The sequence below is a fragment of the Rathayibacter sp. VKM Ac-2926 genome, assembly GCF_022815565.1.
Taxonomy (GTDB): domain Bacteria; phylum Actinomycetota; class Actinomycetes; order Actinomycetales; family Microbacteriaceae; genus Rathayibacter; species Rathayibacter festucae.
The window spans coordinates 115,352-131,232 of sequence record NZ_JALGRS010000009.1; the positions used below are offsets into that span (position 1 = coordinate 115,352).

Sequence of the window (15,881 nt, forward strand, 5' to 3'; positions counted from 1 at the left end):
CGCCGACTGGGCTTCACGGCGGCAGCGTCGCAGGCTGCGGGTGCAGCAGCGGCGGCCTTTCATGCTGGTCGAGTAGCCCGCAGGGCGTATCGAGACCAGGCGTCATCAGGCGCGCGGCTGCCGACGTTCTGCTGCGGGTGGATCGCGCAGAGGGTGGCGTCGGGGGAGCGACCTAGGCTGGCGGGATGACGGATGGGCAGAGGGAGTTCGGGCTCGCGGAGGCGGCGCTGGTTGTGCGGGTGCCGCGCGCCGAGGACGACAAGTACAGCCGCGGGGTGCTCGGGATCGCGACCGGGTCCGAGCGCTACCCGGGGGCGGCGGTGCTCGGCGTCGAGGCGGCGGTGCGCACCGGGCTGGGCATGGTGCGCTACCTCGGGCCGGAGCGGCCGTCCGCCCTCGTGCTGGCGCGTCGTCCCGAGGTCGTGACCTCGGCCGGGCGGGTGCAGGCCTGGCTCCTCGGCTCCGGGACGAGCGCGGACGACCGCTCGGAGGACGAGCGCGCCGCGCTGCTCGAGCAGCTGCACTCGGGGATCCCCGTGGTGCTCGACGCGGGCGCGCTCGACCTGATCGGCGAGGCCCGCGGGCCGGTGGTCATCACTCCGCACTACCGCGAGCTCGCCGGCCTCCTCTCGCGCGCCGGGGTGGACGTCGACGCGGCCGCGGTCGCCGCCGACGCGAGCGGCTGGGCGCGGCGCACCGCCGAGCGCTTCCGGGTCTGCGTGCTGCTCAAGGGCAGCACCACGCACGTGGTCTCCGGGAGCACCGCCCACGAGGTCAGCGGCTCGACGCCCTGGCTCGCCACGGCGGGCAGCGGGGACGTCCTCGGCGGAGTGCTCGGCGCGCTGCTGGCCGGCCGGGCCGCGGACGCGGAGAGCCGGGGGACGGCGCTCGGGGACGAGGATCTCGCGGCGGTCGCCGCCGCCGCGGCCGTCCTGCACGCGCAGGCCGGCGCGGCGGCGTCCGGAGGCGGGCCGATCGCCGCCCTCGACATCGCCGAGCAGCTCCCCGGCGTCGTCGCGCGGCTGCTGAACTGAAACGCCGGCATCGACTGCCGGACTGAACCGATCGCGTCCCCGGCCCGTTGACACAGGAGAGACGGCCTTCCCCCGCGACCCGGACATCGGAGCCGCACAGCCGTCTCATCGGAACCCCCGAGCTCCCGGCCCTAGCGTCGGAGACGACAGCCGCGTCCGACCCCCACACAGGAGAACAGACATGACCGCGAAGACCACGACTCCCGTCCGCTACGCCCTCACCCTCCTCGCCGGCGCCGGCACCCTCGCGGCCCTCGCCGCCTGCTCGAGCACCGCCACCGCCGGGACCGAGGACGCCGGCTCGAGCGCCGCCGCGACCAGCGCGCCCGCCGCCACGTCCAGCGCCGCCCCCGAGTCGACCGGTTCCGCGTCGACCGGCTCCACCGCGACCGGCGCCTACGCCGACGGCACCTACGAGGCCGACGGGTCCTACACCTCGCCCGGCGGCAACGAGTCGGTCGGCGTCGAGCTGACCCTCGAGTCGGGCGTCGTCACCGCCGTCACGGTGACCCCCGAGTCCGAGAACCCGACCGGCCAGGAGTACCAGACCCGCTTCGCCAGCGGCATCTCGGGCGAGGTCGTCGGCAAGAGCCTCGACGAGCTCGACGTGACCAAGGTCTCCGGCTCCTCGCTCACCTCCGGCGGCTTCAACGACGCCGTCGAGACGATCAAGGCCGATGCCGCGGCCTGAACCTCTGCACCCTGACGCCGCGCCGGCCGCGACCCGGCGCGTCCTCGAGAGCGCCTGGCGGTTCGAGGCGATCGGCACCACCTGGCAGATCGACACGGACGCGCCGCTGGACGCGCTCGTGCGCGAGCGGGTCCAGCGGCGCGTCGAGGCCTACGACCGCACCTGGTCGCGGTTCCGCGACGACTCCGCCGCCTCGCGCCTTCGGACCGAGCCCGGCGAGCACGTCTTCCCGGCGGAGGCGGTCGAGCTGTTCGCCCTCTACGACGAGCTCTTCGCGCTGACCGGGGGCGGCGTCACGCCGTTCGTCGGCGACGCCCTCGAGCAGCTCGGCTACGACCCGGCCTACTCTCTGGTGCCGCGCGGCCCCGTCGCGCCGGCTCCGTCCTGGGCCGCGGTCCGCGGCGGCGGGGGAGCGACGCTCCGCACCGCAGCCGGAGTCGTGCTCGACGTCGGCGCGGCCGGCAAGGGTCAGCTCGTCGACCTCGTCCTGCACGAGCTCGCGAGCGCGGGCGTCGAGCGCGCCGTCGTCGACGCGAGCGGCGACCTGCGCGCCCGCGGGGTCGGCGCCTACCGCGTCGGCCTCGAGCACCCCTTCGACGCGAGTCGCGCGATCGGCGTCGCCGAGCCGGGCGAGCGCGCGCTCTGCGCCTCGGCCGGCAACCGCCGGGCCTGGGGCGACGGGCTGCACCACGTCCTCGACGGCCGCACCGGCCGCCCGGTCGACACCGTCATCGCTACCTGGGTCGTCGCCGACAGCACCCTCGTCGCCGACGGTCTCGCGACCGCCCTCTTCGTCTGCCCGCCCGAGGTGCTCGCCGAGCGCTTCGACTTCGAGTTCGTCCGCGTGCTCAGCGCCGGCGGCCTGCACTACTCGCCCCGCTTCCCCGGAGAGGTCTTCTGATGATCGGCACCCTCGATCGCGCCCTCGGTCGCATCACCATGTACCGGCTGGTCTGGCTGACGCTCGCCGCGCTGCTCGTGGTCGCGCTCGGCTACTCCGCCGCCGGGCTGATCTTCTTCACGCCGATCGAGATCGCGGCGACCGCCGTCGTGGCGATCGTCTCGACGACCGGGGCGACCTGGCTGATCGCCCGGCTGGTCGGCTCGCCCGCCCACCTCGAGTCCTCGCTGGTGACCGGACTGCTGATCGCGTTCCTGCTCTTCCCGACCTCGGAGCCGCGCGCCCTGCTGGTCGTCGCGCTGATCGGCGTGATCGCGGCGGCGTCCAAGTACGTGCTGGTCTGGCGCGGACGCCACCTCTTCAACCCGGCCGCCGTCGCGGTGCTGATCGTCGGCATCGCGCAGGGCCTGCTGCAGGACACCCCGTTCGCGGGCTCGCTGACCGCCGCGGCCTGGGCGCTGCCCACCGGCGCGCTCTGGCCGTGGGTGCTGCTCGGCGCGCTCGTCGTCGTCGCACGGGTGCGCCGCTGGGCGATCGTCGTCGTCTTCATCGCGGTCGCCGGAACCGTCTCCGTGCTCAACTCGGTGATGAACGGACAGGAGCCCGGAGCCGCGCTGTCGCTGGTCCTGACCGCGTACCCGTTCGTCTTCGCCGGCGCCTTCATGCTGACCGAGCCGCTGACCCTCGCCCCGCGCCGCTCCCAGCAGCTGATCGTGGCCGTCGTCGCGGCTCTGCTCACGACGGTCCCGTTCTCGCTCGGACCGCTGCACGCCAGCCCGGAGCTCGGCCTCGTCGCGGGCAACGCGATCGCGTTCTTCTTCGGCCAGCGCCGGCGGCTGTCGCTGGAGCTGCGCTCCTCGAGCGTCATCGCTCCGGGCATCACGGAGTACCGCTTCGCTCCGCGGACGCCGGTGCGCTTCGAGGCGGGCCAGTGGCTCGAGCTCGACGTGCCGCACCGCTCCGACGGCCGGGGGAGCCGCCGCACCTTCTCCATCGCCTCCGCTCCCGCCGACGGCGAGATCGCCGTGGCCATGCGGCTGCCCGAGAAGGCGAGCAGCTTCAAGCGGGCGCTCGCCGGTCTCGAGCCCGGCGCCGTGGTCCGCGCCACGAGCGTCGGCGGCGACTTCGTGCTGCCCGCCGACCCGGCGACACCGCTGCTCCTGGTCGCGGGCGGCATCGGCATCACGCCGTTCGCGAGCCAGCTGACGGCGATCGCGGCCGGACCGGAGCGCGACGTGGTCGTCGTCTACGCGGCCGCCCGGCTGGAGGACGTGGCGTACCGCGAGCTCCTCCGCGCCTCCGGGGCCCGCGTCGTGCTGGTCTCGCCCGAGGTGCCGGATCGGCTGCCCGAGGGCTGGTCGCACGTCGCCGGACGGATCACGGCGGAGCGCCTCGCGGACGCCGTGCCCGACGCGCCCCGCCGCGTCGGCTTCGTCTCCGGCTCGCCCGCGTTCGTCGACTCCGTCCGCGGCGCCCTCCGCTCGGCCGGTGCGAAGAAGGTCCGCACCGACGCCTTCGCCGGGTACTGATGCGGCCGGTGGCCGCTCAGGGAGGAGTTCCCAGGGCTGTTCAGGGGTCCGATGAGGGCGCCGTCTACACTGACGCGGTGCCGACCCCTGCCGCCTCAGAGACCGCCGCCACCCGCGCCTCCCTCCGCCCCTCCGCCCGCCCGATCGCGTGGCTGCGCGAGAACCGCGACTCCGCCGCCGTGCTGTGGGGCGGCTTCGCCCTCGTGCACGTCCTGCTCTCCCTGCTGGCGCTCTACGCCCCGGGACTGCCGATGGGGGACGTCAGCATCGTCTACAAGGGCTGGATGCGGACCGCCGTCGAGGGCGGCGGGCTCGTCGGCTTCGACACCGGCTGGGTCTACCCGATCCTCGCCCTGGTGCCGATCAGCGCCGCCTGGCTCTTCGGAGAGGCGGGCTACGACCTGACCTGGCTCGTCGGCGTGATCGCCGTCGATGCGGCGGCCTTCGCCCTGCTCCTGCACCGCGGGATCCCCGCCCGGCTCGCTGCGGCGCGCTGGTGGCTGCTCTTCCTGGTGCTCCTCGGGCCGATCGCCGTCGGCCGGATCGACGCCTTCACCGTTCCGCTCGCCATCGCCGGACTGCTCTGGGCCTCCAGCCGACCGGTCGTCGCCGCGCTCGCGCTGACCGTCGCGACGTGGATCAAGGTCTGGCCCGCCGCCCTGCTCGGTGCCGCCGTCCTGGTGCTGCGCGGCCGCTGGCGGCTCGTCGCCGTCGGCGCCGGGCTCTCGGTCGCGATCATCGCCGGCGTGTATGCGCTCGGCGGCGGCGAGTACGTCTTCAGCTTCGTCACCGACCAGACCTCGCGCGGTCTGCAGATCGAGGCGCCCGTCAGCACGCTCTGGATGTGGCTCTCCATCGGCGGTTGGGCCGGCAGCTACGTCTGGTACGCCGCCGACATCAACACCTTCGAGATGCACGGCCCGTTCACCGATGTCGCCGCGGAGCTGATGAACCCGGCGCTCGCGCTCGCGGTGGTCGGCACGGTGCTGCTCGGTCTCCGGGCGCTGCGCGCGAAGGCGTCGCCGGTGCGGCTGCTGCCGCTACTGAGCCTCGGACTCGTCCTGGTGCTGATCGACATCAACAAGGTGCTCTCGCCGCAGTACATCGTCTGGCTGGCGCCGCCGGTGATCGTCGGGCTCGTCGTGGCCGGTCGCGACTTCGCGACGCCGGCGAAGCTGACCCTCGCGATCGCGGTGTTCACGCAGATCGTCTACCCGTACCTCTACCTCTTCCTGCTGTACTCGAACGCGGGCATGGTGCTGGCGCTGACCGTGCGCAACGTTCTGCTGCTCGTGCTGCTCGGCTGGGTGCTCCGCGAGCTGTGGCGGACGGGGAGCCGCGCTCGCGCTGCCGAGGGCGTGCGCGCCTAGGCTGGACGGCGGGTCCGGTGGTCGGATCCGCTGGGAGGTCCCTCGTGCTGGTCGCATTCTCCGTCGCTCCGTCCGGCGGTGAGGGTCCCGACGCCTCCGTCCACGACGCCGTCGCCGCCGCCGTCCGCATCGTCCGCGACTCCGGCCTGCCGAATCGCACGACCTCGATGTTCACAGAGATCGAGGGCGAGTGGGACGAGGTCTTCGACGTGATCAAGCGCGCGACCGAGGCGGTCGGCGCCTACGGGTCGCGGGTCTCGCTGGTGCTGAAGGCCGACATCCGGCCCGGCTACTCGGGCGAGATCGACGCCAAGATCGAGCGGCTCGGCCGCGCGCTCGAGGAGTGAGGCGCGCGGGAGCGCTCTCCGACTCGAATCGTTTCGATCCGCTTCCGATCCTCGCTATCGTGGTCCGGTGACCCTCTCCCCGGCCCGGACCCGCCTCGCCCTGCTCGCCCTCGCGATGGGGGGCTTCGCCATCGGCTCGACCGAGTTCGTCGCGATGGGGCTGCTGCCGCAGCTCGCCGCCGACCTGCTCCCGGACGTCTACGCCGCGAGCTCCGAGCAGGCGAACTCGCAGGCCGGACTGCTGATCTCCGCCTACGCGCTCGGCGTCGTCGTCGGTGCTCCGACGATCGCCGCGGCCGCCGCGCGCTGGCCGCGCAAGCGCCTGCTGCTGATCCTGCTGGCAGCGTTCACGATCGGGACCGTCGCCTCGGCCCTGCTGCCGACCTTCCCGCTCGTGCTGGCCGCTCGCTTCGTCGCGGCGCTGCCGCACGGCGCGTACTTCGGCATCGCCTCGCTCGTCGCCGCGGACCTGATGGGGCCGGGCAAGCGCGGCAAGGGCGTCGCCTTCGTGCTGTCCGGGCTCACCATCGCGAACGTCGTCGGGGTGCCCGCCATCACCTGGGTGGGGCAGAACGCGGGCTGGCGCAGCGCGTACCTCGTCGTCGCGGCGATCTTCGCGGCGACCGTGGTGGCCGTGTGGCTGCTCGTGCCGTTCCAGCGGGGGAACCCGGGCGCGACCATGCGCAACGAGCTGAAGGCCTTCGGCCGGCTGCAGGTCTGGATGACCCTGCTGATCGGTGCGATCGGCTTCGGCGGACTCTTCGCGATGTACAGCTACATCACGCCGCTGTCGACCGAGGTGACCGGGCTGCCGCTCGGCGCGGTGCCGTGGATCCTGGTGGTGATCGGCCTGGGCATGACGGTCGGCAACCTGGCGGGCGGCTGGGCGGCCGACCGGAACGTGCGGCTCGCACTCGTGGTGCTGTTCCTCGGGGTGCTCGTGTCGCTGACCGGCCTGGCACTGACCGCGACGTCGGTCGTGGGTCTGGTCGTGTTCACGTTCCTCGCGGCGGGCTTCTCCGCGGGGGCCTCGCCGGCCATCCAGACCCGGCTGATGGACGTCGCCCGTGACAGCCAGACCATCGCCGCGGCGCTCAACCACTCCGCGCTCAACATCGGCAACTCCGTCGGCGCCGCGCTCGGCGGGGTGACCATCGCCGCCGGCCTCGGCTACCTGTCGCCGATCTGGGTCGGCGTGGTCCTCACCGCGGCCGGCATCCTGCTCGCCTTCGCCAGCATCGCCATCGACCGCGCCCGCGGCACCGTCGACCCGCCGCGCGACCCCGCTCGCCCCGCCACGGGCAGCGTCCCGGTCAACGCCCTGTAGGGGCGCCGCGGCGGCGGCACATGCTGATCGAGTAGCCCGCGGAGCGGGCGTATCGAGATCCACCAGCACCGGACGGTGGCCTGCAGGCCGCCCTGTTGACGCCGGTGGGTCTCGATACGCCCCTGCGGGGCTACTCGACCAACATGGAAGCGGGCACGCATCTTCTGTGACTGAGGACCGCGCATGCTGATCGAGTAGCCCGCGGAGCGGGCGTATCGAGATCCGCCAGCACCGGACGGTGGCCTGCAGGCCGCCCTGTTGACGCCGGTGGGTCTCGATACGCCCCTGCGGGGCTACTCGACCAACATGGGGTGGGGCACTATTCGGTGGGTCTTGCCTGCAGACCAGCCAGCCACGGAGCGGTGCAGACGGAAATCCGCGTGTCAGCGGATTTCCGCAGCCGCCGCAGGACGCTCTACGGAACGCGCCCACTTCGTGAAGCCGACTGCGGCGGGGGCGGGCGGGGACCGCCCCCGCGAACGGATTGAATTCGTCGCGCCGCGCGGCGCGACGAATTCAATCCGTTTCGATCAAGATCCCGTCGTGGATGGCGCGCTTGCGCAGTGCGACCTTGGTGCCGACGTCGATGCCGACCACGCGGTACTTCTCGCGGATGCGCTTGAGGTAGGACTTCGCGGTCTCCTCGGAGATGCCGAGCTCGAAGGCCACGGACTTGACGGGCTCGCCGCCGCCGTAGAGCGCCATCACGCGGCGCTCCTGCGCGCTGAGCTTGGGGGCGCCGTCGGAGTCGCCGGTGGAGAGCGCCATGTCGAGCTCGTGCGAGATGTAGGAGTGGCCGTCCTTGGCCGCGCGGATCGCCTCGACGATCATGTCGGCGTCCTCCGTTTTGACGAGGTAGCCGAGCGCGCCCGAGGCGAGCGCCTCGCGGACCACGGCCGGCTCGGAGTAGGTGCTCATCAGCACCGTCTTCACGCCGGTGGTCTTCAGGGTGGAGAGCTTGACCGAGATCGGGATGTTGTCCTTGAGGTCCAGGTCGAGCAGCACGACGTCGACAGGGAACTCGGGGTGGGTGAGCAGCTCCGGCCAGGAGGCGACCGCGGCGACCAGCTGGATGTCCGACGCGGCGCCGCGGATCCACTCCGTGAGGGCACCGAGGAGCATCTTGTGATCGTCGACCACGGCGAGCGTGATCTTCGGTTCTGCGGTGGAGGTCATCGGTGTCCTTCGGCTCGGGCGGGAGGGCGGGGCGGTCGTCTCTGCTCAGCGATCGGCCGGATTCTCGACGTAGCAGTCGATCTCGATCCGGAGCGCGTCATCGTGCGACGTGTCGCGGAACGCACCGACCTGTGCGATAGCCTCCCACGTCGCGGGATCGACTCCGCGCACGGGCACGCCCTCGGACTGCAGAGTGAGCGGCACGAGCAGGGAGCGCGGCGGGGCGTCGGCCTCGGGTTCGCGCGGTGCTCCGGCTTCGACGTGCAGCACGACGGTGAGCCCGGAGGCGCCGTCGAGGATGAGCCAGATGGCGGAGAGCAGGCCGTCCCGCTGCTGGTGGCCGAGGAGGCCGGCAGTGCCGTCGGGGTCGTGCAGATCGACGAGCGGGGCCAGCAGCTCGGACTCCTGGATCGCGTGGTGCAGCCAGGTCTCGCGACGCCCCTCGATGAGGTGCAGGCGGAGGCTGGTCGCGAGCGCGGCGGCGTGCGCGGCGCGGTGCGGATCGAGCGGCAGAACGGTCGTGCCGTCGCCGACCTCGGCGAGCAGGCGCTCGGCCGCGAGGTCGAGGCGGGCGAGCTCCTCCGAGGCGAGCATGCCGACCGCGTAGCGCGGCCCGAGGGTGGTGCTCTGGACGAGGGCGCGGTCGATCTCGAGCTGGACCATCCGGCGGAAGCCGCGCATCATCACGACCGCGACGACGGCGGGCGCGAGGGTCACGGCCATCGCGCTGATCCGCACCGAGAACGAGGTCTCGTCGCCCGAGCCCATGGCGCTGTAGGCGACGAGCTCGGCGACCGCGATGGCGAAGGCGACGGCGAGGACCTCGATGCTGCGGCGGTGCACGATCATCGCGGCGTGGGCGACCGCGGCGGCCACCGCGGCGGTCGGGACGGCGGCGGACGGGCCGTGACCGGCGACGGCGATCAGGTCCAGCGCCACGGCCCCGGTGATCCCGACGAGCAGGCCGACGTAGGCGGCGGTGGGCAGCCGCTGTCCGCAGACGTGGATGGCGACCACGGTCGCCGTGAAGGAGGCGACGAGGAGGAGCCAGGCGACGACGACCAGCCCCGGCCGCGCGTAGTCGTCGACGGTGGCGAGGAAGACCAGGAGCTCGTAGGCCATCAGCGCCGCCGCGATGCCGGTGAGGCCGCTGCCGAGGTAGCTGGTGCCCAGGGTCTCCTGCTGTCCCTTCCGCGCGCGGGCGGAGCGGGGCGAGCCGTCGGGCCGGCGAGGAGCGGCGCCGGGTCCGCCGAGGAGGGGGGAGGCCCGCTCGGTGCCGGCGCTCACTTGGGCACCTCCAGCACGACGGTCGTGCCGGAGCCGGGCGAGCTGAAGAGCCGGGTGCGCCCGCCGACGTCCGCGAGCCTCGCGACGACCGACTCCTTGAAGCCGAGCTTCGTCGCGGGCACCGTGGCGATGTCGAAGCCGGCACCGGCGTCCGTCACCATCGCGCGGACGGTCTGCTCGTCCTCGGTGATGGTGACGTCGGCGGACTCGACACCGGAGTGCCGCCGCACGTTCTCGAGGCACTCGGCGAGGGCGAGCAGGAAGGAGTCGAGCGCGGCGCCCTCGAGGACGACCTCCCCGGAGCCGTGCAGGACGACCTCGAGGCCCAGGCGGCCGAACCGGTCCCGGACGTCCTCGAGCGAGGTCGCGGCGGGCGACGCGGTGACGCTGGTCAGCTGGTACGAGCCGGACGCGCTCGGCGTCGGCGTCCCGCCGAGGCGCAGCTGGCGCAGGAGCTGCGCGTCCTGCGCGGCCTGGCGGCGGAGCGCGTCCTCGGAGACGCCGCGGCCGGAGTGGGCGAGCAGGGTGAGCGTCGCGAGCACCGTGTCGTGCAGGAGCCGCGCTCCCTGACGGCGCTGCGCCTCCGTCTCGCTGGCCTGCCGCTCGACGCGGTGCGCGTTGCCGATGCTGTCGATGCGCCGGACGACCCGGGGGACCGCCGTGCTGATCCAGAGCGCGAAGCCGGCGAGCGTGCCCCAGGGCAGCAGGCTCTGCACGAGCGCGTTGGACAGCATCGCCTCCTCGGCGACCAGCACGGAGACGACGACGCTCGGCACCAGGACGGGCAGGAGCAGCAGCAGCCGACGGGCGGAGGTGGTCACCACGACGGCGACGGTGCTGGTGACGGCGTTGGCGGTGCCGACGAGCACGTAGCCCTCGAAGCCGCTGTCGCCGCCGAGGGCGCTCGCGAGGCCGATGCTCAGCACCAGGCCGCCGGCGGCGAGCAGGAGCACCCAGAGCGTTCGTCCGCTGCGGCCGAGCTGCAGGTGGAGGACGGCGAGTGCGAGGAGCAGCGCGACCGCGAACGGCACGGCGTCGGGCGCCACCGCCCCGGGGCCGAGGACCAGGGCGATCGCCGTGGCGTCGATCAGAAGGCCGATGCCGCACGCGGACTGGCGGAGGAGGCGGTCGCGCTCGCGAGCGCTGCGGACCAACGGCACGGGCACGCTCCTTCCGGTGGGCGGCGCGGGGCGGACCCCCCGTCTCACGATAGTCACAGACCGGCGGTCGGCCCGCGGGACGGCCGGGATCGGGTCAGACCGCCAGGAGCCTCGCGAGGTGGCCGCCGACCGCGTCGTCCTCGATGAGGAAGGCGTCGTGCCCGAAGGTCGAGCTGATAACCGCGACCTCGTCGCCGTCGATGGTGCCGCGGGCGTGGGCGGCGATGATCCGCTGCCCGTCCACCGGGAACAGCCGGTCGCTGTCGATCCCGAGCACGAGCGTCGGGCTGGTGATCCGCTCGAGCGCCTCGGCCTCGCCGCCGCGCCCGCGCCCCACGTCGTGCGAGTTCATCGCCTCGACGAGGGTGATGTAGCTGTTGGCGTCGAAGCGCCGGGTGAACTTGTTGCCGTGGAAGTCGAGGTACGACTCGACCGCGAACCGGCCGCCGCCGCCCAGTGGGCTGAGGCCGGACTGCCAGCTCCGCTCGAAGCGGTCGTTGAGCTCGGACGGGCTGCGGTAGTTGAGCAGCGCCATCCGGCGGGCCAGCGCGAGGCCGTGGTACGGGCCCTTGCCGTCACCGGCGTCGTAGTAGGCGCCGCCCGCGAAGGCGGCATCGTTCCGGATCGCCTCGAGCTGGACGAAGTTGAGCGCGATCTGGTCGGAGGTGGCGCGCGGGGGAGCGGCGAGGACCGCGAGCCGGGCGACCCGCTCGGGGTGGTCGATGCCCCATTCCAGCGCCTGCATCCCGCCCATCGAGCCGCCGATGACGGTGTGCCAGCGGTCGATGCCGAGCCGGTCGGTGAAGAGCGCCTGCACGGCGACCTGGTCGCGGATCGTCGTGTACGGGAAGCGCGCGCCCCACTCGTGCCCGTCCGGTGCGAGGGAGGCGGGGCCGGTCGAGCCCTGGCAGCCCCCGAGCATGTTCGGGGCGACCACGAAGTAGCGGTCGGTGTCGATCACGAGACCGGGCCCGACGAGTCCGGACCACCAGCCGTCGGTCGCGTGACCCGGGTCGCCGCGGCCGATCAGGTGCGAGTCGCCGGTCAGCGCGTGCAGGACGAGGATCGCGTTGTCGCGCGCGGGGGAGAGCTCGCCCCAGCTCTCGTAGGCCACCCGGACGTGGGGGAGGCGGCCGCCCGCCTCGAAGGCGAACGGGCCGATCTCGACGAAGCGCCGCCCGCCGGGGTGGTCGCCCTCGCGCCAGGCCCCGGTGGCGGGCGGCTTGCCGATCACCGAGCGGAGCTGGCGCTCGGTGACGAACGCCGAAGGGACGGTGTCCTCGAGTGTCTGCTGCCAGTCCATAGCGGTGTCCATCGTGGCAGAGCGCGGCGGGCACCCGGCCTTTGTTACGCGGGGGTGACGCTCGCCTTGCTGATCGAGTAGGCCGCGGAGCGGACCCCTGCTGATCGAGGAGGCCGCGCAACGGCCGCCCGCCCATGCTGATCGAGTAGGCCGCGCAGCGGCCGCCCGCCCATGCTGATCGAGTAGGCCGCGCAGCGGCCGTATCGAGATCCGCCGTTGTCAGCACGGTGGGTCTCGATACTCCTCTGCGCGGCTACTCGACCAGCATGACGGGGCCGTCAGGCGTTGGCGCGGGAGGCCTCGACGACGCTGCGGGCGGCCTGCAGGGCCTGGGCGAGGTCGGCGCGGAGGTCGTCGATGTTCTCGAGGCCGACGGAGAGGCGGACGAGCCCGGGGGTGACGCCGGCGGTGAGCTGCTGCTCCGGGGTGAGCTGCGAGTGCGTGGTCGACGCCGGGTGGATGACGAGCGAGCGGACGTCGCCGATGTTCGCCAGGTGCGAGAACAGCACGAGCGAGTCGACGAAGGCGCGTCCCGCGTCCACCCCGCCCTTGAGCTCGAAAGAGAGCACGGCGCCCACGCCCTTCGGCGCGTAGTGGTTCGCCGCCGCGTACCAGGGCGAGGTGGGCAGTCCTGAGTAGTTGACCGTCGCGATGTCGGAGTGGTTCTCCAGGTACTCCGCGATCTCCTGCGCGTTCTGCACGTGCCGCTCGATCCGCAGCGACAGCGTCTCGATGCCCTGGATCAGCTGCCAGGCGCTCGCCGGCGCGATCGAGGCACCGAGGTCGCGCAGCAGCTGCACGCGGGCCTTGATGATGTAGGCGAGGGCGTCGCCGACCGCGTCGGTGTAGACCGCGCCGTGGTACGAGTGATCGGGCGTGGTCAGCCCGGGGAACTTCGCCGCGTTCGCGGTCCAGGAGAAGGTGCCGCCGTCGACGATCGCGCCGCCGATCACGGTGCCGTGACCACCGAGGAACTTGGTCGCCGAGTGCACGATGATGTCCGCGCCGTGCTCGAACGGGCGGATCAGGTACGGCGTCGCGATCGTGTTGTCGACGATCAGCGGGACGCCCGCCGCGTGCGCGACATCGGCCACGGCGCGGATGTCGAGGATGTTGATCTTGGGGTTGCCGATGGTCTCGGCGAAGAAGAGCTTGGTGTTCGGGCGGACCGCGCGGCGCCACTCCTCCTGGTCGTCCTGGTTCTCGACGAAAGTCGTCTCGATGCCCAGCTTGGCCAGCGTGTACTTGAAGAGGTTGTAGGTGCCGCCGTAGATCGACGACGACGAGACGAGGTGGTCGCCCGCCTGCGCGATGTTGAGCACCGCCGCGGTCTCGGCCGCCTGGCCGGACGCGAGCAGGAGCGCGCCGGAGCCGCCCTCGAGCGCGGTGAGGCGCTCCTCGACGACCGCCTGGGTCGGGTTCTGGATGCGGGTGTAGATGTTGCCGAACTCGGCGAGCGAGAAGAGGTTCTTCGCATGCTCGGCGTTGTCGAAGACGTAGGAGGTGGTCTGGTAGATCGGGGTCGCGCGCGCCTTGGTGACGGGATCGGGCGCGGCTCCGGAGTGGATCTGCTTGGTCTCGAACTGCCACTTCTCGGAGTCGGTCATGGTGCATCCCATCGCATCGTCGGTTCGGAACGGAAGGCCGTTCCCCGTCGCGACGAGCCTAGGTGCGGGTCCCCGGTGCGGCCAGGGCGCCCGACACACGGGGTAACCGCGACGGATCAGCGGCCGGTGCGGATCCCGGACGTCGGATGCGGGTCGCGCTTGGACCCGGTCGGGTCGGCCCGGTTCGGGCGCTCGGGCCGCTCGTCGACGACCGGCGCGAAGAGCCAGGCCGCCCGCGGCTCGACGATCTTGTGGAAGACGGTGCGCGTCCAGCCCAGCGAGAGCGCGATCGCGACCGCGATGCAGAAGACGATCATCAGGATCAGCGCGACCGTGCTCTCGGTCGCGGACAGCAGCCCGGACTCGCGCAGCGGGTAGAGGACGAAGCTGTGCAGCAGGTAGACGTACATCGTCGACTGCCCCCAGGCCGTCATCGCGGTGCGTCGGCGCGGGATCAGGCTGAACAGCGCGAGCGAGAGCACGACCGCGGTCGCCATCAGCGCCAGGCGGACGAGCCCCGCCCACCAGGCGGTCTCGCCGAGCGCGTCGTACGGCCGGTCGTAGAAGAACCAGTAGCGCAGATCCGCCGCGCGGAAGGCGTCGATGTTGACGGTCATCACGACGACCGTCGCCGCGAAGAGGGCGACGGCGATCACCCGGGAGAGCAGGATCTGCCGCGGCGTCAGGTCGAGCCAGCGGTCCACCAGCAGCCGCGAGCCGGCCTTCCAGCCGCGCAGCCGCCAGCCGAAGACGAAGAACGGCAGGATCCCGATCGCCCGCGCCAGCGAGAAGGTCGAGTCGATGTTGTCGTAGTAGCTGACGCCGACGGCGAGGACCACGCTGATCAGCAGCGGCCAGCGCAGCAGCGCGAGGTAGGGGAGGACCAGCCGGAAGATCCCGAGCGCGAGCAGGAACCACAGCGTCCAGCTCGGCTTGGTCGGGTTGAACTCCTGCTTGCCCTCGACCGCGAACTGCACCAGCGTCCAGATCGTCTCCATGATGAGGTAGGGCAGCAGGATGTCGGTGAGCACCCGGCGCATCGCGCGGGCGTTCGGCGCTCCGCCCTTGGAGAAGTAGCCGGAGATGATCGCGAAGGCCGGCATGTGGAAGGCGTAGATCGTCAGGTAGACGACGAGCGACGTGTCCGAGTTCGCGGTCAGCCGCTGGATGCCGTGGCCGATCACCACGAGCGCGACGCAGACGAAGCGGGCGTTGTCCCAGAGGGGCACGCGGCGCTTGGGGGGAGTGGGCGACCCGGCGGTGGCGGGAGCCGGGTCGGCGGGCTGCATGCGGCCAGGCTAGCGTTGGCTCCGACGACGGAGTCGATGGTGTCCGAGGCTTGACGGAAAGAGGACGAGCGTGGTTCGACGCGTCGTGGTGACAGGAGCGAGTTCGGGGATCGGTGCGGCGACGGTCCGCCTGTTCCGCGAGCACGGCTGGGACGTGGTGGCGGTCGCCCGCCGCCGGGAGCGGCTGGAGGCGCTCGCCGCGGAGACCGGGGCGAGCCTGTTCGTCGCCGATCTCACCGACGCGGCGCAGGTCGACGCGCTGCGCGACCACCTCGCGGAGACCGGCCCCGTGCACGCCCTCGTCAACAACGCCGGCGGCGCGCTCGGCCTCGACTCGGTCGAGGCGTCCGACCCCGCCGACTGGACCCGGATGTTCGAGATCAACGTGCTCTCGGTCAAGCTCGTCACGAGCGCGCTGCTCCCGCTGCTGCGTTCGGGCATCGCCGACGAGGGCTCCGAGGGCTCGGCCGACATCGTCACCGTCACCTCGATCGCCGGCCACGTCGCCTACGAGGGCGGTGGCGGCTACAACGCCGCGAAGTTCGCCGCGCACGCGCTCGTCGCGGTCCTCCGCCTCGAGCTCGCCGGTGAGCCGATCCGCGTGATCGAGATCGCGCCCGGGATGGTGCACACCGAGGAGTTCTCCCTGGTCCGCTTCGGCGGCGACAAGGAGCGCGCCGACAAGGTCTACGCCGAGGTCCCCGCCCCGCTGGTGGCCGAGGACGTCGCCGCGGCGATCGTCTCCTCCGTCGAGCTGCCGCCGCACGTCAACCTCGATCTGGTGACGATCAAGCCGGTGGCGCAGGCCGCCCCGCACAAGGTGATCAAGGGCGCGCTCACCCCGAAGGCGTGACAGGCGC

Annotated in this window: 14 protein-coding genes; 8 read left to right on the top strand and 6 right to left on the bottom strand. The window is 72.6% G+C overall.

Going from position 1 to position 15,881, the window contains the following annotated elements; all coding sequences use genetic code 11:
- Positions 1 to 185 precede the first annotated feature (185 nt).
- The 7 genes from MT351_RS13740 (at position 186) to MT351_RS13770 (ending at position 7,199) form a co-directional block, all read left to right on the top strand.
- Complete coding sequence (locus tag MT351_RS13740) at positions 186 to 1,034, top strand: ADP/ATP-dependent (S)-NAD(P)H-hydrate dehydratase (RefSeq protein WP_132435823.1); 849 nt, start codon at positions 186 to 188, stop codon at positions 1,032 to 1,034.
- 181 nt (positions 1,035 to 1,215) lie between these two features.
- Positions 1,216 to 1,725: an FMN-binding protein gene (locus MT351_RS13745; RefSeq protein WP_132435822.1), complete on the top strand. Its 510-nt coding sequence runs from the start codon at positions 1,216 to 1,218 to the stop codon at positions 1,723 to 1,725.
- Positions 1,712 to 2,626, top strand: a complete 915-nt coding sequence (locus MT351_RS13750) for an FAD:protein FMN transferase (RefSeq protein ID WP_132435821.1) — start codon at positions 1,712 to 1,714, stop codon at positions 2,624 to 2,626. Before MT351_RS13745 ends, MT351_RS13750 begins: the two co-directional genes overlap by 14 nt.
- Positions 2,626 to 4,155, top strand: coding sequence for an RnfABCDGE type electron transport complex subunit D (locus MT351_RS13755; RefSeq protein ID WP_132435820.1), 1,530 nt, complete (start codon positions 2,626 to 2,628; stop codon positions 4,153 to 4,155). The genes MT351_RS13750 and MT351_RS13755 overlap by 1 nt, the downstream gene beginning before the upstream one ends.
- A 77-nt stretch (positions 4,156 to 4,232) precedes the next feature.
- Positions 4,233 to 5,525, top strand: coding sequence for a glycosyltransferase family 87 protein (locus MT351_RS13760; RefSeq protein ID WP_165909019.1), 1,293 nt, complete (start codon positions 4,233 to 4,235; stop codon positions 5,523 to 5,525).
- Between the two features lie 44 nt (positions 5,526 to 5,569).
- Positions 5,570 to 5,872, top strand: coding sequence for a thiamine-binding protein (locus tag MT351_RS13765; RefSeq protein ID WP_123702710.1), 303 nt, complete (start codon positions 5,570 to 5,572; stop codon positions 5,870 to 5,872).
- A gap of 115 nt (positions 5,873 to 5,987) precedes the next feature.
- Positions 5,988 to 7,199 carry an MFS transporter gene (locus MT351_RS13770; protein ID WP_132436077.1) on the top strand — a complete coding sequence of 404 codons (1,212 nt, stop codon included), beginning with the start codon at positions 5,988 to 5,990 and terminating at the stop codon, positions 7,197 to 7,199.
- A gap of 516 nt (positions 7,200 to 7,715) precedes the next feature.
- Here MT351_RS13770 and MT351_RS13775 read toward each other — a convergent pair.
- From MT351_RS13775 to MT351_RS13800, 6 genes are all read right to left on the bottom strand, one after another.
- Complete coding sequence (locus MT351_RS13775; RefSeq protein WP_123445394.1) at positions 7,716 to 8,375, bottom strand: response regulator; 660 nt, start codon at positions 8,373 to 8,375, stop codon at positions 7,716 to 7,718.
- Between the two features lie 45 nt (positions 8,376 to 8,420).
- A complete protein-coding gene (locus MT351_RS13780; protein WP_132435818.1) occupies positions 8,421 to 9,662 on the bottom strand; it encodes a hypothetical protein in 1,242 nt (413 codons plus the stop codon).
- Complete coding sequence (locus MT351_RS13785) at positions 9,659 to 10,822, bottom strand: sensor histidine kinase (RefSeq protein WP_243582422.1); 1,164 nt, start codon at positions 10,820 to 10,822, stop codon at positions 9,659 to 9,661. Before MT351_RS13785 ends, MT351_RS13780 begins: the two co-directional genes overlap by 4 nt.
- 94 nt (positions 10,823 to 10,916) lie before the next feature.
- A complete protein-coding gene (locus MT351_RS13790; protein ID WP_123735270.1) occupies positions 10,917 to 12,125 on the bottom strand; it encodes a homoserine O-acetyltransferase in 1,209 nt (402 codons plus the stop codon).
- 278 nt (positions 12,126 to 12,403) lie between these two features.
- A complete protein-coding gene (locus tag MT351_RS13795) occupies positions 12,404 to 13,732 on the bottom strand; it encodes a bifunctional o-acetylhomoserine/o-acetylserine sulfhydrylase (RefSeq protein WP_123702717.1) in 1,329 nt (442 codons plus the stop codon).
- A 116-nt stretch (positions 13,733 to 13,848) separates the two neighbouring features.
- Positions 13,849 to 15,021, bottom strand: coding sequence for an acyltransferase family protein (locus tag MT351_RS13800; protein WP_132435817.1), 1,173 nt, complete (start codon positions 15,019 to 15,021; stop codon positions 13,849 to 13,851).
- Between the two features lie 70 nt (positions 15,022 to 15,091).
- On the opposite strand from MT351_RS13800, the gene MT351_RS13805 reads away from it, so the two are divergent.
- Positions 15,092 to 15,874, top strand: a complete 783-nt coding sequence (locus MT351_RS13805; RefSeq protein WP_243582423.1) for an SDR family oxidoreductase — start codon at positions 15,092 to 15,094, stop codon at positions 15,872 to 15,874.
- Positions 15,875 to 15,881: the final 7 nt, after the last annotated feature.

Excerpts from the sequence above, each read along its gene's own strand:
- MT351_RS13795 (WP_123702717.1), bottom strand. The coding sequence starts at position 13,732 with ATGACCGACTCCGAGAAGTGGCAGTTCGAGACCAAGCAGATCCACTCC.
- MT351_RS13750 (WP_132435821.1), top strand. The coding sequence starts at position 1,712 with ATGCCGCGGCCTGAACCTCTGCACCCTGACGCCGCGCCGGCCGCGACC.
- MT351_RS13800 (WP_132435817.1), bottom strand. The coding sequence starts at position 15,021 with ATGCAGCCCGCCGACCCGGCTCCCGCCACCGCCGGGTCGCCCACTCCC.
- MT351_RS13745 (WP_132435822.1), top strand. The coding sequence starts at position 1,216 with ATGACCGCGAAGACCACGACTCCCGTCCGCTACGCCCTCACCCTCCTC.
- MT351_RS13740 (WP_132435823.1), top strand. The coding sequence starts at position 186 with ATGACGGATGGGCAGAGGGAGTTCGGGCTCGCGGAGGCGGCGCTGGTT.
- MT351_RS13775 (WP_123445394.1), bottom strand. The coding sequence starts at position 8,375 with ATGACCTCCACCGCAGAACCGAAGATCACGCTCGCCGTGGTCGACGAT.
- MT351_RS13755 (WP_132435820.1), top strand. The coding sequence starts at position 2,626 with ATGATCGGCACCCTCGATCGCGCCCTCGGTCGCATCACCATGTACCGG.
- MT351_RS13790 (WP_123735270.1), bottom strand. The coding sequence starts at position 12,125 with ATGGACTGGCAGCAGACACTCGAGGACACCGTCCCTTCGGCGTTCGTC.
- MT351_RS13770 (WP_132436077.1), top strand. The coding sequence starts at position 5,988 with ATGGGGGGCTTCGCCATCGGCTCGACCGAGTTCGTCGCGATGGGGCTG.